Here is a 24,544-nt window from a genome sequence, read left to right on the forward strand (position 1 = left end):
AGTAGTTGTTCGAGGTGAAAAAAGGGCCGTTTGATCCGGCCCTTTTAATTTACTCCGCAGCTTTCAATGGTGCACCGGGTGGTGCGTCTGGCGTTTTGTCCGCTGCTGCGGGTGGATCTGTCCAAACAAGCTCGGTCGCTTGCATCGCCCGCGCGCTGCGCCCGATGGCCATATCCTGCGCGATCTGGCTAGAGCGGCCTGCGGTGACGCGTGCCAGCACCCTGCCGAACCAGATCGCGTAGGTTGTCACCCAAACGCGCAGAGCCAGCATCGAGGGCGTGACAATCAACGTCAGAACCGTTGCGATGCCCAACCCGAAGACCACGGCAGTTGCCAGCTGCTTCCACCACAATGCGGTCGGGCTGTCGATTGTGTAGCCGCCATTGATGAAGTCCAGAGACAGGCCAAACATCATCGGCGTCAGGCCCGCCATGGTGGTTAGGGTGGTCAGCAGAACCGGGCGAATCCGGGCTTCGGCTGTGCGGACAATCGCATCAATACGCGGCATATAGCGGCTGTATTCCTGATAGGTATCGATCAAAACAATGTTGTTGTTCACCACAATCCCCGCCAGCGCCACGATCCCGGTGCCGGTCATGATGATCGAGAAGGGTTGCTCCATCACCAGCATCCCGATCAACACCCCGGTGGTGGACAGGACCACGGCCAGTAGAACCAGGATCGAGTTGTAGAAGCTGTTGAACTGCGCCAGCAGGATCACGAACATCAAGCCCAACGCACCGGCAAAGGCATTCATCAGGAAGGCCCCGGACTCGGCCTGATCCTCCTGATCGCCGGTCCATTCCCAGCTGATCGCGGGGTCGAAGGGGCTGGTGTCCAGCCACTCGGTCAGAACAGCGATCCGCTCGTTCGGGTTGATCAGGCTGGTCCGCGCATCACCATCGTCGATGGCTGTGCGCAGCTCGTCAATCGAAGCTGCACCCGTCAGCATCACCAGATCGAACTGCTTGCCATCCGGCATGGTCAGGGTTGATGCGGTGGGCTCTGTGCCGTCCTCAAGCGCGCGGACCACGGCCAGACGCTCTTCGGTGCCGTCACTGCCGTTCACAAACAGCTTGCTCAGGCCCGGTTCAACATCCGCTTTTACATCGTAGTAGCGCTCCTGATCAATGCGGTTGATCTCGGCCAGTTTGGGCACCGGTTGGCGTGTGACAAAGTTCGACAAGGGCACCAACCCGTCAGGTGTGCGGACTTTCAAGGTATCCAGCGTTGACAGCACCCGATCTTCCTCGGGCAGGCGAACGCGAATTTCGATTTCTTCATCCGTGCTATCAGGGCGCATCTCTCCCAGCAGAATGCCACGTGTGACCAGTTGAACCATCGCACCAACGGTCGCCACATCGGCGCCGAAACGGCCCGCTTTGGCAACATCCACATCAATCTGCCAGTCGATGCCGGGCAGGGGCAGGGTGTCTTCAACCTTGATCAGGCCGGGTGTCGTATCGAACTGCGCGCGTGCGGCGTCGGTGGCTGCGGTCAAGCTGTCCCAATTGTCACCCTTGATCCGCAGATGCACGGGCTTGGCCGAGGCGGGCCCTTGTTCTAGCGCCGCTATTTCGACAACAAACCCCGGCAGTTCGGCCAGTTGAGCCCCCAGCTCTTCCAGGACAAAGTCGCCGTCATACTCGGGGGCGACGGAATGGCGATCAAACAAGCCACCCAGAATGGGTTCGTGTACATTGGGGCGATCTTCCCATGGGATGATCTCGAACTGGACACGACCAACCGTGTCTGCCGGGGCTTCGGCCCCTCCATTGTTCTGATTCAGACCGCCTTCGCCCGCAAATGAGAACACATTGATAACTGCTGGATGCGCGGCAATAACCTGTTCTGCTGCCAGCACCATGGCGTCTTTTTCATCAAGCGACAGGTTCCCGCGGGCGCGCACATAGGCGGTGGCCTGTTCCGGCTCGCTTTCGACGAAAAACTCAACTCCGCGATTGTTTTCCCCGAAATATGTAACAACCGAAATAACGGCAAACCCCACAGCGACGATTGAAACGATTGGCATGATTGGATTGCCGACCAGAAACTTGATCGCATATCCGAAAGGCGTGTGCTCTTTCGCTGTATGAACGGTGGTATCTGGCGCGCGTTCGATTTTGGCGGCGCCCAGGGTTACCGACCCGGCAAATGCGCCGAAGATCATCAGCACAGCGCCCGCAAATGATCCACCAACCGGTAGCAAATATCCCGGATTCAGGACCTGCATCGCACCCAGGAAAACAAGGTAGAACGACGGTGCCACCAATACGGCACGCAACCACCATGGAGTGCGTGCGCGCAACCAGTTCGACGAACGGTCGAAGACACGGCTCAGCCGTCCGGACACGCCGCCCATGACCGGCAGGTAGATCAGCGCAACGATGAGCGAAGCGGACAGAACAAAGATCAGGGTAACCGGAAGCATCCCCATGAACTCACCCGGAATGCCGGGCCAGAACAGCATTGGCAGGAATGCGCAAAGTGTGGTGGCGGTTGACGAGACGATAGGCCAGAACATGCGCTGCGCAGCCTGCACATAGGCATGCATCGGCCCAACCCCTTCTTTGATGCGCTTGTCTGCGAATTCGACAACCACGATTGCGCCGTCCACCAGCATGCCCACGGCCAGGATCAAACCGAACATCACGATGTTCGAAATACTCACGCCCATGACCGCAAGGAAAGCGAAACACAGCAGGAACGACGTAGGGATCGCGAAGCCCACCAGCAAAGCTGCGCGCGAACCTAGCGAAGCTAGAACAACGATCATCACCAACGCAATCGCCGTCAGAACCGAGCCTTCCAACTGGCTGACCATCGAACCGACTATGCGGCTCTGATCATTTGACGTGCCCACATCGACAGCCGCCTGCAGTTCAGGCGGCCACTTGCTTTGCGCTTCGGCCACTGTTGCTTTGACCTGCTCAACCGTGTCGATCAGGTTGAACCCTTTGCGTTTCACTACCTGCAAAGCGACGGTTGGTACATTGTCGAAACGGGCCGTGCCTTCGCGATCTTCAAAGGTGTAATTGATCTCGGCCAACTCGCCCAAGGTTACAACCCGGTCGCCATTGACCTTGATCGGAAGGCCATACACGTCGCTTGGGGTTTTAAATGATGATGGGATTTTGACTGAGAATGTGCCCTGTGCAGTATCAACTTCACCGGCTGCGATCAGTTGGTTGTTGTTGCGAACAACATCAATCAACTCAGCTGCGGTGACGTTATAGGCTTCAAGCCTTAACGGATCGATGATGACTTCCAGCAGCTCGTCCCGATTGCCGGCGATCCCGGCCTCGAGCACTGAATCCAGTGCCTCCAGCTCGTCCTGCAGGTCTTTGGCGACGCGCGCCATCGTGCGTTCCGGCACAGCGCCGGTCAGGTTGACGATCACGATCGGGAATTCGGAAAAGTTTATCTCGAACAGCGAGTATTGTTCGGCCCCTTCCGGGAACTCGGCCTGCGCACTGTTCATGGCATCGCGTACATCTGCCATGATCGCGGTCTTGTCCCATCCGAAATCAAATTCGAGCGCGATACCGGCATAGTCTTCGGCAGCCGTGGCGGTCATTTCTTTCAGACCGTCAAGATCAGCGAGTTCCGTCTCCATTGGCTTGACCAAAAGGTTCTCGGAATCCTCGGCGGAAATGCCCGGAAACTGGACCGACACAAACAGGGCCGGGATTTCAATATCCGGCTCGCCTTCTTTCGGCAGATTCACATAGGCAAAGCCGCCAATGACCAGCGAAATGGCGATAAAGGCCAGAACCATTCGGGCCCGATCAGCGGCCCATGCGACAACACCTGTCATTGCGACGCTTCCTGATAGGTTGGGGCGACAGTGACGCCCCGGATCACGAATTCCTGTCCGACGACTATAATATCAACTGTTTCTGCCAATCCGCCAACCCAAACGCCCTCGGCCGTGTCGCGCAGCACGCGGATGGGTGCAAAATCGACAATATTCCCCGCTCCAACCGTCCGAACGCCCAATTGACCCTCGTTGTTCAGCGTCAATGCTGACTGAGGCAGCAAATGTGCCTTGGCCCCTTCGGCAGCAATGCGAATCGTGGCGGTTTGTCCATCGCGGATGGTCAGGTCCGCATTGGGCACGGTGATTTCCACCTCGAAGGTACGGGTGGTTTCATCCGCTGAACGGCTGAGGAATGTCACGCGGCCTTCAACCTGTCGACCCGTGACCAATTGTGCAGATGCTTCAGCACCGACTTGTACGCGATTGACCTCGGTCTCGGGTACAAATCCAACCAACTTGATCGGGTCCAGCTGAATTACCGTGGCACAAAGAGAGCCAGGCTGCATCAAGCTGCCCAATTCTGCCGTGTCGCTTTCCAGCAGACCTCGGAACGGGGCGTTTATGGTCAGGCGGTTGATCTCACGCTGAGCGGCTTCGACCTCTGCCGCGGCTGCCTCGATACCCGCGCGGGTGGCTTCTAACCCCGCTTCGGCGGATTTGATACCGGCTTCGGCGGTACTCATCGCAGCTTCGCTGGAAATACGACGGGTCTCTGATCCGAACCCGGTTTCTGACAACTTCTGAGCCGCCGTCAGATTGATCTGTGCCTCAGCAACAAGGGCGTGCGCTTCTTCCAGGCGCGCTTCGGATTCAGGGATACGGCTTTCCGCTTCCAGCTTCCGGGCCATCGCCTCGGCGAGGCTGGCGGGACGGCTGCCGGGATCAAGTTCGCACAGCAGATCGCCGCTTTCGACAAAGGCGCCGCGCCGCTTGGGTTCTGACACAACGGTTGATGTGGTTTCGGCCAGCACTTCAACCTGACGGTTTGCTTGTGTTTCACCGCGCAACAGAACGGCGCTGTCGATCTCGCGCGCTTGTGAGCGAATAGCCACCACGCGCACCGCGTCTTCGGCTGCGGCGTCCGGGTTTTCACCCTCAGCGGCGGCAGGCGCATCCGCGTCGTCGCGCCCGGCAAATGCAAATAGCGAGTCGCGCTCAAAAACCAGAAAATACAAAGCAACAATCACCAGAAGGGCGTTGATGAATGAAATCAACCGCATAAAGTGGTACTCCCAGAGTTCCGTATCAGAAAATATCTGACATTCATGCCTGTAGATGGGGTTCGGCATGTGGATTTTCTACGCTGAACTGAATAGTTCGGTTCACTTTTTTTCGCAAGGGCGGACTCTGGCATCAAGATCGTGCGAAATCCGGCTCTTGGCTTGGCCGTGGCGGCGGGGTATGACATGGCGCACGAATGCAAGACAGAACAGCCCGGGGGCAGGGATGAGCGATACCGACAGTTTCATCGATGAGGTCACAGAAGAAGTCCGGCGCGACCGGATGTACCTGCTGTTGCGCCGCTGGGGCTGGGTTGGTGTTGTTGCGGTCATCCTGATCGTAGGTGGCGCGGCCTTCAATGAGGTCCGCAAAGCGCGCGAAACAGCACGGGCACAGTCGCTCGGGGATGAGATTCTCGCGGCATTGTCCGAGAATGATTCCGCCGCACGGGCTGCTGGTTTGCAAGGGATTGAGACCCAATCTGCGGGTGGCGAGGCGGTTCTGAACATGTTGCTGTCCGCGTCGCAGATCGAAGCCGGTTCGGAGCCGGATGCAGTAGCCAGCCTGAATGCAATCGCTGTGCAGGGGGATCTGCCGGAAGTCTATCGCGCGATTGCAAGCTTCAAAGCGCTTTTGCTGCAGACAGATACGATGCCAGTTGCAGATCGGCGCTTGCAGTTTGAGGCGCTGGCCGCCCCTGGTGCACCGCTGCGTCTGCTGGCGGAAGAACAATTGGCGCTCATCGACATTTCCGAAGGCAATGTGGATGCGGCCCTGGATCGTCTGCAAGCGCTGCGACAAGATGCCGAGATCGGGATCGATATGCAGCAGCGTGCCGCGCAACTGATCACCGCTTTGGGTGGCGAGCCGGACCCGTTAGTGGCACAACAAGGCTAAGCTGACGGGAAGACAAAGGACAGGCGAGTTCGGATTGATATGGTAACAAATGTATTCTCCCGCATGGGGCTGCCCGCTGCGGCGATTGCCCTGACCACGTTGGCTGCCTGCCAAGAGCCCGAGGTTATACTTCCCGGCGCACGCGAAGACATCCGACCCGCATCCGATACCGAGACTGTGGAAACGCAAGGGTCGCAGCCCATCAGCCTGCCGGCGCAAACTGCGAACAGCAGCTGGTCACAAAGCCCCGGTACGCCTGCCTTCAGAACAACCCATGCCGCGTTGCGGGCTGCGCCGCAGCGGGTCTGGTCGGCTTCGATCGGTGCAGGCGACTCGCGCAAGCAGCGCATCACTGCTGAGCCCGTTGTCGCCGGTGGCCTGATCTACACGCTTGATGCGGCCAGCACCGTTTCGGCGGTGACGCCTCAGGGGCAGGTTGCATGGACTGCGGATCTTATCCCTGCCACGGACAAAGACGGTGATGCCACAGGTGGTGGCATGGCCTATGCGGATGGGGTTCTTTATGTGTCATCGGGTTTTGGCCGTCTGACCGCGTTGGACGCCAAAACTGGTGCCATTCGCTGGCAGAATCGCCTGAACGCAACAGGCAGTGGATCGCCCTTGGTGTCGGATGGGCTGTTATATCTGGTCGCGGGCGACGAGACCGGCTGGGCCATCACGACCAAGGACGGGCGCATCGCTTGGCAGATCGAAGGCACCCCGAGCGTCGGCAATGTCCTGGGTGCGCCTGCGCCGGTCATTGCCTCGGACCTCTCGGTATTTGCGTTCGGATCGGGGGACATCGCTGCCACTTTCCGTCGTGGTGGGATTCGACGTTGGAACGCCTCGGTTGCTGGTGGGCGTCGAGGGCGGGCCGCCGCCCAGATCGTGGATGTCACGGGTTCCCCGATGGTGGTCGGCGATACGATCTACATCGGAAACCACTCGGGCCGCACCGTTGCGTTTGACGCTGCATCGGGTGAGCGAAATTGGACCGCAGATGAAGGCGCGGTCGATACGGTTTGGCCTGCAGGTAACAGCATTTTCCTGATCAGTGATCGTAGCCAGCTGGTACGCCTGAGTGCGGCTGACGGGTCCGTCATCTGGGCGCAGGACCTGCCAGGTTTTGTAAAAGATCGACCAGGACGGCGCGGGCCGATTGTGGCCCATTATGGCCCGATTTTGGCGGGTGGGCGTCTTGTGGTGGCGTCCAATGATGGCTATCTGCGCTTCTTCAATCCGGTTGACGGATCGCTGATCAATCAGGTCGAGGTGCCGGGCGGCGCAACAACAACGCCTGTTGTGGCTAACCAGACATTATATGTCGTCTCGACCAAGGGTGATCTACACGCTTTTCGTTGACCCAAAGATACGCTAAAGGGCGCATCTTGAGTCTTGAAAGTTGAGAACATGTCACTGACCCTCGCCATCGTGGGGCGCCCGAATGTGGGCAAATCCACCCTGTTCAACCGCCTTGTGGGCAAACGTCTGGCTTTGGTTGATGACCAGCCCGGCGTGACGCGCGACCTGCGCGAAGGCGAAGGGCGGCTGGGCGATCTGCGGTTCACCGTGATTGATACGGCGGGTCTTGAGGATGCGACCGATGACAGCCTTCAGGGCAGAATGCGCCGCCTGACCGAACGTGCGGTGGATATGGCCGATGTGTGCCTGTTCATGATAGACGCGCGTACCGGGCTAACCCCAACGGATGAGATGTTTGCCGAGATCCTGCGCAAACGCTCGAAACACGTGATTTTGGCTGCCAACAAGGCCGAAGGCTCGGCGGCGGATGCCGGTGTGCTTGAGGCCTACAATCTGGGTCTGGGCGAACCTGTGCGTATGTCGGGAGAGCATGGCGAGGGGATGACGGATCTCTATGCTCAACTTATGCCCTTGGCAGATGCGGCTGATGAAAAGGCCGAGGATGACGCGCCCGTCGTCGATATTGAACTTGATGAGGATGGCGAGGGCGAAACTCCTCTGATTACCGCGGCCAAACCTTTGCAGGTTGCCGTCGTAGGCCGACCGAATGCTGGTAAATCCACACTGATCAATAAGATCATCGGAGAAGATCGTCTACTAACCGGCCCCGAAGCCGGGATTACCCGCGACGCGATCAGCTTGCGGATCGACTGGGCCGATCCCGATGGCGACAGCACTCCTATGCGGATTTTCGACACGGCGGGGATGCGCAAAAAGGCCAAGGTTCAGGAAAAGCTTGAAAAACTCTCGGTGTCAGATGGCCTGCGCGCTGTGAAGTTTGCCGAAGTTGTGGTCGTCCTTCTGGATGCGGCGATTCCCTTCGAGCAGCAGGACCTGCGCATCGCTGACCTGGCTGAGCGTGAAGGGCGCGCCGTGGTGGTTGCCGTCAACAAATGGGATATCGAAGAGGACAAGCAGGAAAAACTGCGTGACCTTAAGGAGTCATTTGAGCGTTTGCTACCGCAACTGCGCGGTGCACCTCTGATCACTGTATCGGCGAAGACGGGTCGCGGGCTCGAACGCTTGCGTGCTGCGATACTACGTGCGCATGACGTCTGGAATCGCCGCGTGCCCACGGCTGCGCTTAACCGCTGGCTGACCGCAATGCTGGAACAGCACCCGCCGCCAGCACCCCAAGGGCGTCGGATCAAACTGCGCTACATGACCCAGGCCAAAACCCGCCCGCCGGGGTTTGTGGTGATGTGTTCACATCCCGACAAGATGCCCGCCAGCTACACTCGCTATCTGGTGAATGGTTTGCGCGAAGATTTTGACATGCCCGGCACGCCGATCCGCCTGACCCTGCGGGGGCAAGGCGACAAGAACCCGTATAAGGGACGGCGCAAGAAAAATGCCGGTGCTTTGGCCAAGCATCTCAAGGGTAAGGCGTAACTGCGCCAATTTTCAGCGTTTTTAGCCTTGGGGCGTGACAGCGCCTTTTCCCCGCGCTAGCATTCGTCTGCGTGCATATGTTTTCATGCGCGCGGCTTGTACGCGGGCAATCCGCGCTTATTTTTGGTTCAATTTAACCAGGCCTCGTGGGGAGCGCATTGGATGGATCTTAGGGAATATACAAGACAATACGCAGTTCAGGATAACAGGCTGGCAGCGCTAAGCTATTTCGGAACTTTTGCGGTGTATTTTGCATCGCTGGCTCTGGCGATCGCGTTCGTGGATCGCTGGTATATCATGGTTCCGGCTGGCATCGTTTTTGCTTTCTCAGCCGTACGTCTTTACGTGTTGCAACACGATTGTGGGCACCATTCGCTGTTTGAGACACGGCAACAGAATGAATGGGCGGGGCATGGGTTGTCGCCGTTTACCTTCGCGCCGTTCGAGGTGATGAAGCAGAACCACAATCTGCATCATTCGGGGATCGGCAATCTGGAACACCGTGAAACCGGTGAAATCCACACCATGACCCTGCGGGAATGGTCTGAGGCAGACTGGAAGAAACGCCTGTTTTATCGCCTGTATCGCAATCCGTTCATCCTTGTGCCCGTTGGGGCGTTGTTCACCTATTTCATCCGCTATCGCTGGCCCAAGAACACGGTCCGATTCGGCGTTGCCGGTGTTCTTCTGCACAACCTGTCGATCATCGTGTTTCTGGGGCTGCTCTGGCTGATCGCGGGGACAACGGGCATTCTGGTCTGGCTTGTGTTTTCGTTTATCGGCGGAATGCTGGGTGTGTTCCTTGTCTATCTTCAGCACAACTTTGAAGACACCTATTGGGACAGGCGGCCTGATCTCGATCCTAAAATCGCAGCGCTACAGGGATCTTCGGCTTTGGACTTTGGATGGTGGTTCGATAATGCGGTGGCCTGTATCACCCTGCACGATATCCACCATTTCAATGCCCGCATCCCGTCTTACAGGCTGCGTGCATGCCACTATAACCTGCCGCCTGAATACACCCCGCGTCGGATCAAGTTTCCTGAGGCTATGGCAGCGCTGAACCTCAAACTTTGGGACGAAGATGCAAAGCGTCTGGTGCCTTTTCCGAAAAAGGGGCGCACGGCCAATTTGGCCCATAGCAGTTAAGATCGCAGCAAGTGGGCCTCGTGACTTGAAGGTCTGTATATTCAGTGTATATACGTAGATGCAGGGAATGAGAGAAAGGACCAACAATGACCGCAGTGACCAACGTAAAAGGTGTGGGAGACGTGCTCGCCACAGCTTTGGCCGCCAATGGCTTTAAGACAGCAGAAGCCATGGCAAAGGCCAAGCCCGAAGATTTGGTCAAGGTTCCCAGAATTGGTCTGGCGCGCGCGGCTGTCCTGATCGCTGCCGCCAAAGAAGCAATTGCCGCGAAACCCGCCACCGCGAAGCGCGCCCCGGCAACGCGGCGTGCTGCGACACGCAAACCGGCGGCCCGCAAACCCGCGACCCAAAAAACTACTACGCGCAAAACAGTTGCTGCCGCTGCAGCCGAAAAACGCGCGGAAGAAGCCTCGAAGAAAGCCGCAGAGGAAAAAGCTGCTGCTGAAGCTGCCGAAGCGAAGGCCAAGAAGAAGGCCAAAGCCAAAGCAAAGGCTGAGAAGGCTGCCAAGAAACGCGCCGAGATGGAGGCCGCGTTTTCGAAAGCCAAGGACAAGGTGAAGGCCAAGTCTAAAAAGGACAAGAAGTCCAAAAAGGACGATAAAAAGAAAGACGCTGGCAAGAAAGACAGCAAGAAGAAAGAAAAGAAAAAAGATAAGAAAAAGGCGAAGAAGTAACCTATCTTTGCCCCATTGTCTGAAAAGCCGGCGCTGATCGAAGCGCCGGTTTTCTTATGTTAGTGTACCGTCTGTTTGAAGCGTCAGCTTACCGCCCAGATAGGGGCTCAGTACCTCGGGCAGGGTCACGGTACCATCTTCGTTCTGACCGTTTTCAAGTACGGCGATCAGGCAGCGCCCCACAGCCAGACCCGAGCCATTCAAGCTGTGAACATATTCCGGCTTGCCGCCGCCTTCTGGGCGGAACCGGGCGTTCATGCGGCGGGCTTGGAAATCCCCGGTGGTCGAGACCGAGCTGATTTCGCGATAAGTATTCTGACCCGGCAACCAGGCTTCGATATCAAAGGTGCGGCGCGCGCCAAAGCCCATGTCGCCAGTGCATAGAACGACGGTGCGATAGGGGATGCCCAGCTGTTCCAGCAAGTCCTCGGCACAGCGCAGCATGCGCTTTTGTTCCTCATCCGATTTGTCCGGATGAGTGATCGAGACCATCTCGACCTTTTCGAACTGATGCTGCCGCAGCATACCGGCGGTGTCTTTACCCGCACTACCGGCCTCGGACCGGAAACAGGCGGTGTGGGCCGTCATGCGGATGGGCAGGGCGGCTTCATCCAGAATGTCACCGGCCACCGAATAGGTCAGCGTCACCTCGGAGGTGGGTATCAGCCACCAACCATTGGTGGTTTGATAGCTGTCATCGCCGAATTTCGGCAGCTTGTCGGTGCCGTACATCGCCTCATCCCGAACCAGAACGGGGGTTTGCATTTCGGTCAGACCATTCTTGTCGATATGTGTGTCAAGCATGAACTGGGCCAGTGCCCGGTGAATGCGCGCAACGCCTTTTGACAGGTTCACAAAGCGGCTACCGCTGGTCTTGGCGGCGGTTTCAAAATCCATCGCTGCGGCAACGGCGGGGATGTCGTAATGCTCCTTCGGGGCAAACTCGAAGATGCGGGGATTTCCCCAGCGGTTCACTTCGACATTGTCCTCTTCATCCGCACCCTGGGGTACGTCGTCCGCGGGCAGGTTGGCGATGCGCGCCAGTTGGTCGGTCAGCAGCGCATCAAGGTCCTTGGCCTCGTTCTGCATCTGGGCGATTTCGGCCTTTTTCTGCGCCACAAGCGCGCGCAGTCGTTCGAACTCGGCTTCATCCCCGCGACCCTTGGCGGCGCCGACCTCTTTGCTGGCCTTGTTCTGTTCGGCCTGCGCGGTCTCAGCGGCCAGAATCTTGGCGCGACGGCTTTCATCCAGCCGCAGCAGATCTGACGACACCGGCGCATCCCCACGGCGCGCAAGGGCGGCGTCAAAGGCGGCAGGGTTTTCGCGTATGGCGCGGATGTCGTGCATGGTTCAGATCCTTAATGCGTGAATCACTAAAGCCGCTTATGCACCATATGGCAGCAAGGGTGTAGCACCCGTTAAGCGATTTCCGCCTAGGCCTTTTCATCCCCTTCAACTTCATGCGCCAGATGGCCGTCCCAACCTTCAGTCGGAATTTTGGGCTCTGGCGGATCGGCGATGTAAGACGGCGTCATGATCTGGACGTTGTTCTCGTTGAACACGGCCACGATGTTACGGTGCAGATCAGATTTGATCTTGGGAATGATGCTGCCTCGAGTGGTATATCCGTTGATCTGATAGTTGATCGCGTAGTCAGCCAACGCAGTCCACAAAACGAAGGGTTCTGGTTTGGTCTTGATGCTCTTGGTGCGATGCGCGGCTTCGATCAGCATCGCCTCGATCTTTTCAGGTGGCTCCTCGTAACCAATGCCAACCGTTGTGTGCAGCAACAAGCCGCTGCCATCGGTTTTCTTCGAGAAATTCACAACGTCCGAATTCATCAACTGGGAATTTGGGATTGAGATCAACTCGTTCTTGATGGATTTCAGATGGGTCTCCATCAGCTTGATCTGCACCACGTCGCCGATGTGATCGCCGATCTGAATGCGATCCCCAATCGAGGTTGATCGGCGATAGATCACAAACAAGCCAGCCAGCATGTTCGACACAACCGAGTTCGCGCCTAGCGACAGCATAGCCCCCACAAGGATGGTCAGCCCCTGAAAGGCTGCCGAGTCCGAGCCCGGAATGTAAGGCACCGCAAATACAAGGGCGATTAGAACGACGACAACCCGGGCGATGTTGAAGGTTGGATTGATCCAGTGCCTTTCGAAATCCCGCATCTCAAAAGACCCGGCCTCGACCGCGTCGAAAAATACTCGCATTCCCCGGATGATATACAGCGTGATCCATGTGATCAGCGCCAGCATGATCAAGTTGGGGATGTAACTAACAATGCCGCGGAAGATCAGCAGGACCGGTTCGGTCAGGTAGGTTAGCAGCAATTGGGCAAAATACCGAGTTTCGGCAAACGACAGCAGCACGAAGGACAGGTAGTAATAGAAACCCAAAAAGAAGAGGATCAGCAGGATAAAGTTGAGCCCATAGCGGATCAGGGCGGCAATCGCTTCGGCCTGGACGCTTTTGGCCGTCACGGTTTCAACGTCTTTCAAATAGCCTTGAACGATTTCCAGCGTGCGCCGCTTGATCCGTCGGTGCAGCCAAAGGATCAGCACGATGAAGACCACAAACCCAAAGGTCCAACCAGCGGCCTCGATTGCGCCGGATACGCGGGCCTCGTCGCTTCGGTTGGCACGGTAGGTGACGATTGCTTCGCGGATCGCATCTCCCTGCAACACGCTGATAATATCGATCTCCATCTGGTCTAGTTCGGCATCCGCCTCGGTTGCCACGGACACAACAACACCATCTGCAAGAATCTCTGTTCCGAGCTCGCTGTCCCGATAGGTGATCTCGACATTCAGGCTTTCTGATGATTCAGCGATTTCAATGATCCTGTTCTGGACCCGTTCAGCCCGTTCATTGGCAGGCAGAGCAGAGGAACCACGTAGGAAGAAGAGCGGATCACCGTCGATCACCACGGGCGCTTTGAACACATCAGAGTCAGCAGCTTCAGTCTCGGACGGCTCAGGGGGCGCTTCCTGAGCTTGGGCCGATGTTGTTAGCGCAGCCAACAGCACCAGAGCCGACAGCCAAAGCTTCAATATCTGCAAATGTTTGTAGAGAATTCTCATCACGCCCCCATAAGGCCGACTATACCCAAGATGATCCGTGTTCATAGGGCATATCTGCAACGCTCTGATCCGTCTTTGAGTGCCTCGGAGCGGTGCAGGTGGGTCACACCGCCGCCTTTGCTTGCAAACAGGCATATCAGCGCATAGGTTCCCGCCAAATTTGCGGAACCAAACCGCAGCACAAAGCAAAGGAATATCCCATGGAAGGTGGCGCAATCGCCCAGTTTCTCCCGCTGATCCTGATCTTCGCGATCATGTATTTTCTGTTGATCCGTCCGCAGCAAAAGAAGATGAAAGAACATCAGGCCATGGTCGAAGCGGTGCGCCGTGGTGATCAAGTTGTTACCCAAGGCGGTCTGATCGGCAAAGTGTCGAAGGTCAAGGAAGGCGAAAACGAGATCGAGGTCGAGATCGCCGAGGGTGTCAAGGTTCGCGTGGTCAAATCAACCATCGCTCAAGTTCTGAACAAGACCGAACCTGCGAAGTAACTTCGCCTGACAATTCCTTGAAAAGGCAGGGTAATGCTGCAAATTGATACCTGGAAGCGGGTTCTGATCTGGCTGGTCTGCGTGACCGGCCTGCTCTTGGCCCTGCCGAATGCGTTTTACACGCGGGTCGAGCTTTCGAACGACGCCAAAGCTGCGATTGAGCTGGGCGCGGATACGCCAGAAAATCAGGCCGAGGCCGCGTTATGGCCGAACTGGCTGCCATCTTCGCTAGTTAATCTGGGCCTTGATCTTCGGGGCGGCGCGCATCTGCTGGCCGAGGTAAAGGTAGAAGATGTCTACGAAGCGCGGATGGAGGCGATGTGGCCGGAAATCCGCGACGCGTTGCGGGATGAACGGTCCACAGTGGGTACGATCCGCAGGCAGGACGCAGCACCCGGTGAGATTCGTGTGCGCATCAGCCAGCCCGAAGGCATGCCCCGCGCGCTTGAGGTTGTTCGAGGGCTTGCCCGTCAGGTACAAACCCTAACCGGGGTTGGTGCCACGGATATTGAAGCCCGCGCCGATGGGGACACGATCGTCGTTCAACTGTCTGAAGCCGAGAAGCTTGCCTCGGATGACCGAACGGTACGTCAGGCGCTGGAAATCGTGCGCCGCCGGATTGATGAGGTTGGTACGCGTGAACCAACCATCCAACGTCAGGGTTCGGATCGTATCCTGATCCAGGTGCCGGGGATCGGCAGCGCTGGAGAGCTGAAGGATATTATAGGAACCACGGCGCAGCTGACCTTTAACCCCGTGATCAATCGCGGCACCGATCCAGATGCCGTCGCTGGCATCGGTCAAGAGGTGGTGCCGTCGATTGATGAAAACGGTATCTTCTACATCATCGAATCCGCTCCGGTGGTTACCGGTGAGGAACTGGTGGATGCGCAGCCCTCTTTTGACCAAAATGGCCGCCCGGCTGTCAGCTTCCGCTTTAACACTTCGGGCGCCCGGAAGTTTGGTGACTACACTCGCGACAATATCGGCGCGCCGTTCGCGATTGTGCTGGATGATGAGGTCATCTCGGCCCCTGTTATCCAAAGCCATATCCCGGGTGGGTCTGGGATCATCACCGGAAATTTCACCGTTGAGGAAAGCACTAACCTTGCAATCTTGCTTCGCGCGGGTGCCCTGCCGGCAGAGTTGGTCTTTCTGGAAGAACGCACAATCGGACCAGAGCTGGGCCAAGACAGTATCGATGCAGGTAAGGTCGCAACCATTGTGGCATTTGTGGCAGTGCTGGCCTTCATGGCGCTCAGCTACGGGTTGTTTGGTCTCTTCGCCAATGTCGCGCTCATCATCAACGTGGGCCTTCTGTTCGGCCTTCTATCCCTCATCGGAGCTACATTAACTCTACCAGGCATCGCGGGCATAGTTCTAACAGTTGGTATGGCCGTTGACGCCAACGTGCTGATCTTTGAACGAATCCGAGAAGAACTGAAATCCGCTAAAGGCCCGGCACGCGCGATCGAGCTGGGTTATGAAAAGGCGCTGTCAGCTATTGTGGACGCCAACGTCACCACGTTCATCACCGCCGTGATCCTGTTTGCCATGGGCAGCGGGCCGGTACGCGGATTCGCGATTACACTGGGGTTGGGTATTCTGACCTCGGTCTTTACGGCGATCTTCGTCACGCGACTGTTGGTTGTGATCTGGTTCGAACGCCGCCGCCCGAAAACGATCGAGGTTTGACATGAGACTGAAACTCGTACCCCAGAACACCTCGTTCGATTTCTTCAGCCGCTGGAAGCTCTGGCTGGGTATCTCGGGCCTGATGATGGTCATCGCCTTCACCTCTTTCCTTTTGCAGGGGCTGAACTTTGGTATCGACTTCCGCGGTGGCACGACCATTCGGACCCAAAGTGCGGTTGAAATTGACGTGGGCACCTATCGCGATGCCATCGCGCCTTTGGGGCTTGGCGATGTGACGATCACCGAGATTTTTGATCCGACCTTTGGCCCGGACGAAAACGTTGCGATGATCCGCATTCAGGCGCAGGCTGATGCCGAAGCGGTTGAGGCGGCGACAATCACCGCCGTCGAAGAGGCGTTAAAAACCGTGATCCCGGATATCCAGTTTGTCTCAGTCGAATCGGTCGGCCCGAAGGTATCTGGCGAATTGATCCAAACGGCGATCATCGCCGTGGCATTGGCCATCGGGGCGGTGCTTGTCTACATCTGGCTACGCTTTGAGTGGCAATTCGCACTGGGCGCGGTCGCGGCTCTTGTGCACGATGTGATCCTGACCATCGGTATCTTCTCGGAACTCCAAATCCGCTTTGATCTGGCCATCATCGCTGCACTGCTGACCATCGTCGGCTACTCGCTGAACGATACCGTGGTCGTGTTCGACCGGGTGCGCGAGAACCTGCGGAAATACAAAAAGAAAGACCTCAAAGAGGTGCTCAACATCTCGATAAACGAAACGCTTAGCCGGACGGTGATGACCTCGGTTACCACCCTTCTGGCGCTGATTTCGCTTTATGTTTTGGGCGGTGACGTGATCCGCGGTTTTGTTTTCGCGATGATCTGGGGCGTGATCGTGGGGACCTATTCGTCGGTCTTCGTGGCCTCAACCATCCTGTTGTGGTTGGGGGTTAAGCGAGACTGGTCCAAGCCATCAAACAACGCGGGCAACCAGTTTGCCAACGTGGATGCCTGAGCTTTTCGGCCAGTCCCCTCAGGGGCTGGCCATCATTGTCTTTGCCGCAGGTCTCAGCGGCGTTGTGCGCGGGTTTTCAGGTTTTGGAACTGCGCTGATCTTCCTTCCCCTTGCAACGCCGCATTTGGGTCCGTTTGGTGCCCTGATCGGTTTAACCATCATGGATGTCTTCGGCCCTTTGCCCAACCTGCGAAGGGCTTGGGTGTCTGTGAATCAGGCCGACCTGTGGCGCTTGGTAATAAGCTGCGCCTTGGTCTTGCCCGTAGGCCTGTGGCTTCTTACCCAAGTCGACCCAGATGTGTTCCGCTACGCGGTCAGCGGCCTTGCGCTGGCCATGCTAGCCATCTTGATCCTGGGCCTGCGCTATCACGGTCACGTCAGCCACATGATGGTCAACGCGATCGGTGCCGCAGCGGGTTTCCTGGGCGGCGTTGCGGGCCTCCCGGGGCCAGCTGTCATTCTTTTTTATATGTCACGCCCGCTGCCGGTCGAGGTGATCCGGGCAACCATCTTGTTGTTCCTTCTAGCGTTCGACTTCCTGCTGCTGGGGTTTTTGACGGCAATGGGGCAAGTCACCTATGCAACCGCAGGTCTGGGGCTTGCGCTTGCGATACCAAACCTGCTGGGCAATTGGCTGGGCGGCTGGCTATTCCGACCTGAGCGCGAGCGCATCTACCGCAACGCAGCCTATCTGGCGATTGCCTTTGCCGCCTTGTCCGGCCTGCCGCTTTGGGGGTAAAAGACACGCATGCGATTGAATGAGATCACCTATACAAATGCCCAGCCAGTCGATGGCTATGGCCCCGGTTTTTTTCGCATTGGTGGTCAGTTGCATCACGGCGGCATCCTGACCGGTCCAACAGGAACAACACTCTGGGACGGCTATGCACAGGTCGACGATCTGCTGGCACTTGCAGATGTGGTCGATGTCTTGTTCATTGGTACAGGCGCTGAGCTATCCCATATTCCAGCAGACCTGCGCAACGCTTTGGAAGAGGCGGGCCTTGGTGTCGAGATCATGAATTCACCCGCCGCATGCCGCACCTATAACGTGCTGCTCTCTGAAGGTCGCCGCATCGCGCTTGCCTTGATCCCCGTGTAAACGGATCCTCCTTCATCTGGCCAAAAAATATCCCGGAGAGCGCGAGAGGCTGGCCTCTCGCTCCCGCACTCACCATATGAACAGGCCTATGAACCCTGCGGCAAATCCATCCTTTTGCCCGCCTCTCCAATCAGATAAGCGATGGATATGACACTCACGGTGACAAATCTGGCGATTGCGCGTGGCGGCATTCCCGTGCTCGAAGGGCTGAGCTTCTCGCTTGCCCCCGGTCAGGCTCTGATCGTTCGCGGACCGAACGGCATCGGCAAGACAACGCTGCTGCGCACTTTGGCAAGTCTGCAACCACCGCTGTCCGGGCGTATCGACGGGGCCGAGGATCAGATCGCCTACGCCTCTCATTCAGACGGGTTGAAACCAACCCTGACCGTGACCGAGAATCTCACCTTTTGGGCTGAGGTCTTCGGAACGCATGACATCCAGCCCGCATTGGATGCCTTTCATCTGAACGCGCTTGCAGATCGCCACGCGGGCAATCTGTCAGCAGGTCAAAAGCGGCGGCTGGGCTTGGCGCGCATGTTGGTGACGGGCCGATCAATCTGGGCCTTGGATGAGCCGACCGTTTCCCTGGACCAAAGCGCGGTGCAAATGTTCGCGTCAACCGTACAAAGACATCTGGGGCAGGGCGGCTCCGCCCTGATCGCCACCCATATCGATCTGGGTCTTGAAGCTGAAATACTGGATGTCGGTCCCTACAAAGCCCGTCTTGACCTGACCGATGACCTGGACGGAGGGTTCCTGTGATCGCTCTGCTGCTGCGCGACCTGAAACTGGCCTTCCGGGCCGGGGGCGGCTTTGGTCTGGGGCTGGCCTTTTTCCTGATCGTGACGGTTCTGGTGCCCTTTGCAGTTGGCCCGCAGTCGGCGCTGCTGTCCACCATCGCACCCGGCATTCTATGGCTCGGTGCGCTCCTGGCCTGTCTGCTTTCGCTCGACCGTCTCCTCGCGTTGGATTGGGAGGATGGATCACTGGATCTTCTCGCAACGGCCCCGTTGCCGCTCGAAGCCATTGTGTCGATCAAAGCGCTTGCACATTGGATCACCACGGGTTTGCCATTGGTCTTGGCTGCGCCTTTTCTAGGCATCTTGCTGAACCTGCCAGCACCGGGCTTTTTTGGGCTGGTGATCTCACTGCTGCTGGGCACCCCGGCCATGAGCGTGATCGGCACCTTCGGCGCGGCCTTGACCGTTGGGCTCAAACGTGGGGGGTTACTTCTTTCGCTCTTGGTGCTGCCGCTCTACGTTCCGACTCTGATTTTCGGGGCAGAGGTCGCCCGTCGCGGTGCGACCGGAATGGACACACAGACCCCGCTGCTGATGCTGGCCGGGATTACCGCCGCCACGATTGCCTTGCTGCCATTTGCCAGCGCGGCTGTGCTACGGATCAATCTGCGGTGAAGCGCCACATTCTTGACGGAGGTCAATTGAGAAACTGCCGGTTTCAGACTAGATATCAGCCATGACAATCGCAGCCAGAGCCAACGCCCTTTGGGAATATGCCAATCCGCGCAAATTTCTTGCCACCAGCGAACGCATCTTGCCGTTTTTCTGGATCACCTCAGCATTGTGTCTGATGGTCGGGCTTGTCTGGGGCTTTTTCTTCACGCCGGACGATTACAAACAGGGATCGACCGTCAAGATCATCTATCTGCATGTTCCTGCGGCATTGATGGCCATCAACTGCTGGCTGATGATGCTGGTAACCTCGTTGATCTGGCTGGTGCGCCGCCATCATGTCAGCGCTCTGGCTGCCCGAGCCGCAGCCCCAGTGGGCATTGTCATGACTCTGATTGCATTGGCAACCGGAGCCATCTGGGGCCAGCCCATGTGGGGCACCTGGTGGGCGTGGGATCCGCGCTTGACCTCATTCCTGATCCTGTTTCTGTTCTACCTTGGCTATGTGGCGCTTTGGGAAGCAATAGAAGACCCTGATACGGCGGCCGACCTGACATCGGTCCTGTGTCTAGTGGGCTCGGTCTTCGCCATTCTCAGCCGCTATGCAGTGAATTTCTGGAACCAAGGCCTGCATCAGGGCGCATCCGTTATGCGGGCCGGAGCCATCACAGGCACAGATACCGAGGAGAAGGTGAGTAACATCTTCTTTTACCCGCTTCTGATCTGCATCATCGGCTTTGTTTTGCTGTTCATCGCGCTGGTTCTCTACCGCACAGGCACCGAAATCCGCGCGCGGCGCGTCAAGGCCCTGCTGGCACGTGAAAGGGTGGGCGGATGATCCCCGATCTTGGAAAATATGCAGATGCTGTTCTGTGGTCCTATGCCGTTTCAATCGGCTTGCTGCTGGCGCTTGTCGCGATCAGCGTGATGCGCGGCCGCAAAGTACGGACCGAGATGGAAAAGGTTGAACAAAGAGTGACGCGCAATGGCTAAGATTTCGCCCCTTATGATCGCGCCACCCCTGATCTTCGGCGCATTTGCGGTTCTTGCCGGGATTGGCATGTTCCGTGAGGATCCCGACGCGCTGCCTTCGGCGCGGCAAGGACAGCCTGCACCACCTGTCGTCCTGACCGAGTTTCCCGGCAAAACCTTGTTCAACGATGAAACGCTAAGGGATGGCAAGGTTAAGCTGGTCAATTATTGGGCCAGCTGGTGCGCGCCCTGCCGGGCCGAGCATCCCAACCTCGAAGCGCTGTCTGCCGAAGGCATCCCCGTCTACGGCATCAACTACAAAGATCAGCTGGATAATGCCGAAAGCTTTCTGCAAGAACTAGGCGATCCCTATTCAGGCATAGGCCGAGACGAGCAGGGGCGTATGGCTCTGGATTGGGGCCTCTACGGCGTGCCCGAGACCTATGTGATCGATGGCGAGGGTACCGTGATCCTACGCTTCGCCGGGCCGATCACGCGGCGTGTCATCGAAAGCACGATCCGGCCTGCTCTGGACCAGGCGGCAGGCGGCTCATAACCGATACCCGCCGGTAACGCCCAGAACTTCACCCGTAATGAAACTGGCGTCATCCGAGGCCAAAAACCGAACAGTCTTTGCAATATCTTCTGGCCGGCCTACGCGTCCAACTGCGGTATCCTTGACGAATAAGGCGGTCAGGTCATCCGGGCGCGGCGCCTCGGGGATGTTGATCGCGCCAGGGGCCACGGCGTTCACACGAATACCCTTGGGCCCCAGTTCTTTGGCCATACCACGCGTCCACAAGTTCAGTGCGGCTTTGCTGGCCCCATAGGTCACCGCATCCTTGGGCGGCAGAACGGCATTCATCGAAGAGATGCTGACAATCGCGGCGCCCGGTTTCAGATGCGGCAAAGCTGCGGTCAGCAAAGCGGCGGGCACCAGCAGGTTCAGGTCTAATATGGAGAGGTGATCATCCTTATCGAACACGTCTTTCGGGGTCATCGTAACCGCTCCGGCATTGTTCACGATCAGATCGAGACGTCCAAACTTTTCTATGACCTGCTGAATAACCGCCTCGGGCTGCCCTTCTGCTGTTAGGTCAGAACGCAAGGCCAGACACTCGCTTTTCTCCTTGGGTTCGCTCGCCAACCAAGTGAACGCCACATGGTGGTCGCCGCGCAATTCGTCGACAATTGCGCGCCCAATTCCGCGCGCGCCGCCTGTTATCAATGCCACTTTATCCATACCAGCCTCCTTGCGCTGACCAGACCCGGATTATGGGCGATATTCAACTTCTTCTGTTCGTAAATACCTCGGAGCGCGAGGCAGAGCCTCGCTAAAAAATGCAAAAAGGACGCCCGTAGGCGTCCTTTTACGGCCACGAACAAAGCGGCCTCAGCCAGCCTTGGCGAGATTTCGCAACACATAATGCAACACACCGCCATTTTCGATGTATTCAATCTCGGGCGCGGTATCGATCCGGCACTTCAGGGTGATGGTCTTCTCGGACCCATCGCCATAGGTTATCGTGCAGGGTACCTCTTGCAACGGCTCGACCGTATCCAACCCATGAATCGACACTGTCTCATCACCTTTCAGGCCCAGTGTTTTGCGTGTGTCCCCGCCCGTGAATTCCAGCGGAATAACACCCATGCCAACAAGATTTGACCGGTGGATGCGCTCAAAGCTTTCCGCGATCACGGCCTTCACACCCAACAAGGCGGTCCCTTTGGCTGCCCAGTCGCGGGACGAGCCCGCGCCATATTGCTCGCCGCCGAATACCACCAAGGGCGTGCCCTGTTCCTGATAGGCCATCGACGCCTCATAGACCGAGGTCTGTTGGCCATCAGGTCCTTTCGTGTACCCGCCTTCAACGCCATCCAGCATCTCGTTCTTGACGCGGATATTGGCAAAGGTACCGCGCATCATGATCTCGTGATTGCCGCGGCGTGATCCATACGAGTTGAACTCGCGTGGCTGCACCTGCCGTTCGATCAGATACTTCCCGGCAGGGGTGGTGGTCGCGAAAGATCCGGCGGGCGAGATATGATCAGTGGTGATCATGTCCCCAAGTATCAACAGCACCTTGGCCCCATTGATATTCGAGATGGTGCCCGGTTCAGCCCCCATACCCTGGAAGTAAGGCGGGTTCTGGATGTAGGTTGAGGTTGGGGGCCAGTCATAGGTTTCTTGTTGCGGCACCTCAACGCTCTGCCATTTCTCGTCGCCCTTGAAGACGTCCGCATATTTAGACTGGAACGCCTCGCGGGTCACGGTCGCCTGAACAAGTTCCGCAATCTCAGCTTGGCTGGGCCAAAGGTCTTTCATGTAGACATCGTTGCCATCCTTGTCTTGACCGATGGGGTCCGAAGTCAGGTCAATATCCAGCGTACCGGCCAACGCATAGACCACAACCAGCGGCGGCGAGGCCAGATAGTTGGCGCGTACATCAGGCGAGATACGGCCCTCAAAGTTGCGGTTGCCCGACAGAACCGACGTGGCGACCAGATCACCTTCGGCAATGGCGTCGCTGATTTCTTTCTGGATTGGGCCCGAGTTCCCGATACAGGTGGTGCAGCCATAGCCCACAAGGTTAAAGCCAATCTTGTCCAGATCATCCTGCAAGCCAGCAGCCTCAAGATAGGCCGAAACGACCTGCGAACCGGGTGCCAGAGAGGTCTTGACCCAAGGTTTGCGATCCAGACCCAGCGCAGCCGCCTTGCGTGCCACCAGACCGGCACCAATCATCACATAGGGGTTCGAGGTGTTGGTGCAGGAGGTGATCGAGGCGATCACGACCTTGCCCGATTCCATCTTATAGTCTTCGCCTTTGACAGCGACTTCCTTACCCATCGGGCGTTTGAATGTTTCGGCCATTTCCTTTGTGAAGGCGGCTTTGGCGTCGGTCAGCGCAACATAGTCCTGCGGGCGTTTCGGGCCCGAGATGGCAGGGACGATGGTGCCCATATCTAGCGTCAATGTATCGGTGTAGATCGGCGCATAATCCGCCCCGCGCCAGAACCCGTTTTCCTTGGCATAGGCTTCGACCAGCGCGATCCGGTCCTCATCACGGCCCGTATTGCGCATATAGCGCAGGGTCTCTCCGTCGATGGGGAAGAAGCCACAGGTCGCACCGTATTCAGGCGCCATATTGGCTATGGTCGCGCGATCCGCCAGCGGCAGATGGTCCAGACCTTCGCCGTAGAATTCAACGAATTTGCCGACGACGCCTTTTTCACGCAGCATCTCGACTACTTTCAGAACCAAGTCCGTACCGGTCGTGCCTTCGACCATGGAGCCTGTCAGCTCAAAGCCCACAACCTCGGGGATCAGCATTGAGATAGGCTGACCGAGCATCGCGGCTTCGGCCTCGATCCCGCCGACGCCCCAGCCCAGCACGGCCATGCCGTTGACCATGGTGGTGTGGCTGTCGGTACCAACCAGCGTGTCAGGATAGGCGACCTCATCGCCGTTTTGATCGGTATCGGTCCAGACAGTCTGGGCCAGATACTCAAGGTTCACCTGGTGGCAAATACCAGTGCCGGGGGGCACAACGCGGAAGTTGTTGAACGCGGTTTGACCCCATTTCAGGAACTGGTACCGTTCCATGTTGCGCTCATATTCGCGGTCCACGTTCATCTGAAAGGCGCGTGGGTTGCCGAACTCGTCGATCATGACCGAGTGGTCGATGACCAGATCGACCGGGTTCAACGGGTTGATCTTTTGTGCGTCGCCACCTAAGCCCTTAATCCCGTCGCGCATCGCGGCAAGGTCGACGACCGCCGGAACACCGGTGAAATCCTGCATCAGAACGCGGGCAGGGCGATAAGCGATCTCTCGTGGGTTTTTACCCCCGTTCGCACCCCATTCGGCGAAGGCTTTGATGTCATCGACCGAGACCGAGAAACCCTCATCCTCGAACCGCAGCATGTTTTCGAGCACTACTTTCAACGCGGCGGGCAGGTTCGAGAAATCGCCGAGACCGGCCTCTTGCGCGGCTGGGATCGAATAGTAGGAAATGGATGTGCCATTCACACTCAGGCTGCGGCGGGTTTTGGCGGTGTCCTGTCCGACTTTGATGGGCATCTTCTGGCCTCCCTCTCAAATGACTTGGATTATGGGGTCGCTACGCTTTATCTGCATCACTAGGGCTGTCGGTTCAAGGGCGATCAGCGCG

At 57.6% G+C, this 24,544-nt stretch carries 21 protein-coding genes; 15 read left to right on the top strand and 6 right to left on the bottom strand.

Annotated elements, in window-relative coordinates; all coding sequences use genetic code 11:
- Positions 1-49: 49 nt before the first annotated feature.
- Both ACR0DH_RS01770 and ACR0DH_RS01775 read right to left on the bottom strand, forming a co-directional pair.
- Complete coding sequence (locus ACR0DH_RS01770) at positions 50-3,817, bottom strand: efflux RND transporter permease subunit (protein WP_480546709.1); 3,768 nt, start codon at positions 3,815-3,817, stop codon at positions 50-52.
- The gene (locus ACR0DH_RS01775) at positions 3,814-5,040 is read right to left on the bottom strand and encodes an efflux RND transporter periplasmic adaptor subunit (RefSeq protein WP_480546711.1); all 1,227 of its coding nucleotides are present in this window, start codon (positions 5,038-5,040) and stop codon (positions 3,814-3,816) included. The genes ACR0DH_RS01770 and ACR0DH_RS01775 overlap by 4 nt, the downstream gene beginning before the upstream one ends.
- 226 nt (positions 5,041-5,266) lie before the next feature.
- On the opposite strand from ACR0DH_RS01775, the gene ACR0DH_RS01780 reads away from it, so the two are divergent.
- From ACR0DH_RS01780 to ACR0DH_RS01800, 5 genes are all read left to right on the top strand, one after another.
- Positions 5,267-5,938: a hypothetical protein gene (locus tag ACR0DH_RS01780; RefSeq protein ID WP_480546713.1), complete on the top strand. Its 672-nt coding sequence runs from the start codon at positions 5,267-5,269 to the stop codon at positions 5,936-5,938.
- 39 nt (positions 5,939-5,977) lie between these two features.
- A complete protein-coding gene (locus ACR0DH_RS01785) occupies positions 5,978-7,300 on the top strand; it encodes a PQQ-like beta-propeller repeat protein (RefSeq protein WP_480546715.1) in 1,323 nt (440 codons plus the stop codon).
- A gap of 48 nt (positions 7,301-7,348) precedes the next feature.
- Positions 7,349-8,812 (top strand): ribosome biogenesis GTPase Der, encoded by a 1,464-nt coding sequence (der, locus tag ACR0DH_RS01790; RefSeq protein WP_480546717.1) that lies wholly within the window; start codon positions 7,349-7,351, stop codon positions 8,810-8,812.
- 162 nt (positions 8,813-8,974) lie between these two features.
- Positions 8,975-9,961: a fatty acid desaturase gene (locus ACR0DH_RS01795; protein WP_480546719.1), complete on the top strand. Its 987-nt coding sequence runs from the start codon at positions 8,975-8,977 to the stop codon at positions 9,959-9,961.
- 86 nt (positions 9,962-10,047) lie between these two features.
- A complete protein-coding gene (locus tag ACR0DH_RS01800) occupies positions 10,048-10,635 on the top strand; it encodes a helix-hairpin-helix domain-containing protein (RefSeq protein ID WP_480546721.1) in 588 nt (195 codons plus the stop codon).
- A 54-nt stretch (positions 10,636-10,689) separates the two neighbouring features.
- Here the strand turns inward: ACR0DH_RS01800 and serS are convergent, their stop codons facing one another.
- Together serS and ACR0DH_RS01810 are read right to left on the bottom strand one after the other, a co-directional pair.
- A complete protein-coding gene (gene serS / locus ACR0DH_RS01805; protein ID WP_480546723.1) occupies positions 10,690-11,982 on the bottom strand; it encodes a serine--tRNA ligase in 1,293 nt (430 codons plus the stop codon).
- A gap of 86 nt (positions 11,983-12,068) precedes the next feature.
- Positions 12,069-13,730, bottom strand: coding sequence for a mechanosensitive ion channel family protein (locus tag ACR0DH_RS01810; protein WP_480546725.1), 1,662 nt, complete (start codon positions 13,728-13,730; stop codon positions 12,069-12,071).
- A 200-nt stretch (positions 13,731-13,930) separates the two neighbouring features.
- On the opposite strand from ACR0DH_RS01810, the gene yajC reads away from it, so the two are divergent.
- The 10 genes from yajC to ACR0DH_RS01860 all read left to right on the top strand — a co-directional run bounded on the left by yajC (position 13,931) and on the right by ACR0DH_RS01860 (position 20,925).
- Positions 13,931-14,218, top strand: coding sequence for a preprotein translocase subunit YajC (yajC, locus tag ACR0DH_RS01815; protein WP_170449793.1), 288 nt, complete (start codon positions 13,931-13,933; stop codon positions 14,216-14,218).
- Positions 14,219-14,251: 33 nt separating this feature from the next.
- The gene (secD, locus tag ACR0DH_RS01820; protein WP_480546727.1) at positions 14,252-15,913 is read left to right on the top strand and encodes a protein translocase subunit SecD; all 1,662 of its coding nucleotides are present in this window, start codon (positions 14,252-14,254) and stop codon (positions 15,911-15,913) included.
- Position 15,914: 1 nt separating this feature from the next.
- Positions 15,915-16,883: a protein translocase subunit SecF gene (gene secF, locus ACR0DH_RS01825; RefSeq protein ID WP_480542348.1), complete on the top strand. Its 969-nt coding sequence runs from the start codon at positions 15,915-15,917 to the stop codon at positions 16,881-16,883.
- A complete protein-coding gene (locus ACR0DH_RS01830) occupies positions 16,876-17,622 on the top strand; it encodes a TSUP family transporter (RefSeq protein ID WP_480542349.1) in 747 nt (248 codons plus the stop codon). The genes secF and ACR0DH_RS01830 overlap by 8 nt, the downstream gene beginning before the upstream one ends.
- A 9-nt stretch (positions 17,623-17,631) precedes the next feature.
- Entirely contained in the window at positions 17,632-17,985 is a 354-nt protein-coding gene (locus ACR0DH_RS01835; RefSeq protein ID WP_480546731.1) for an Mth938-like domain-containing protein, read from the top strand.
- 147 nt (positions 17,986-18,132) lie between these two features.
- Positions 18,133-18,747, top strand: coding sequence for a heme ABC exporter ATP-binding protein CcmA (ccmA, locus tag ACR0DH_RS01840; RefSeq protein WP_480547292.1), 615 nt, complete (start codon positions 18,133-18,135; stop codon positions 18,745-18,747).
- Positions 18,744-19,400 carry a heme exporter protein CcmB gene (gene ccmB, locus ACR0DH_RS01845; protein WP_480542353.1) on the top strand — a complete coding sequence of 219 codons (657 nt, stop codon included), beginning with the start codon at positions 18,744-18,746 and terminating at the stop codon, positions 19,398-19,400. The genes ccmA and ccmB overlap by 4 nt, the downstream gene beginning before the upstream one ends.
- A gap of 61 nt (positions 19,401-19,461) precedes the next feature.
- Positions 19,462-20,235 (top strand): heme ABC transporter permease, encoded by a 774-nt coding sequence (locus ACR0DH_RS01850; protein WP_480542355.1) that lies wholly within the window; start codon positions 19,462-19,464, stop codon positions 20,233-20,235.
- Positions 20,232-20,390 carry a heme exporter protein CcmD gene (ccmD, locus tag ACR0DH_RS01855; protein ID WP_480497463.1) on the top strand — a complete coding sequence of 53 codons (159 nt, stop codon included), beginning with the start codon at positions 20,232-20,234 and terminating at the stop codon, positions 20,388-20,390. The genes ACR0DH_RS01850 and ccmD overlap by 4 nt, the downstream gene beginning before the upstream one ends.
- Positions 20,383-20,925 (top strand): DsbE family thiol:disulfide interchange protein, encoded by a 543-nt coding sequence (locus tag ACR0DH_RS01860; protein ID WP_480542359.1) that lies wholly within the window; start codon positions 20,383-20,385, stop codon positions 20,923-20,925. Before ccmD ends, ACR0DH_RS01860 begins: the two co-directional genes overlap by 8 nt.
- On the opposite strand, the gene ACR0DH_RS01865 is transcribed toward ACR0DH_RS01860, so the two are convergent.
- The gene (locus ACR0DH_RS01865; RefSeq protein ID WP_480546733.1) at positions 20,920-21,612 is read right to left on the bottom strand and encodes an SDR family NAD(P)-dependent oxidoreductase; all 693 of its coding nucleotides are present in this window, start codon (positions 21,610-21,612) and stop codon (positions 20,920-20,922) included. The genes ACR0DH_RS01860 and ACR0DH_RS01865 overlap by 6 nt on opposite strands.
- A gap of 150 nt (positions 21,613-21,762) precedes the next feature.
- A complete protein-coding gene (acnA, locus tag ACR0DH_RS01870; RefSeq protein ID WP_480546735.1) occupies positions 21,763-24,453 on the bottom strand; it encodes an aconitate hydratase AcnA in 2,691 nt (896 codons plus the stop codon).
- Positions 24,454-24,544 lie beyond the last annotated feature (91 nt).

This window comes from Ruegeria sp. I1, from assembly GCF_056532675.1.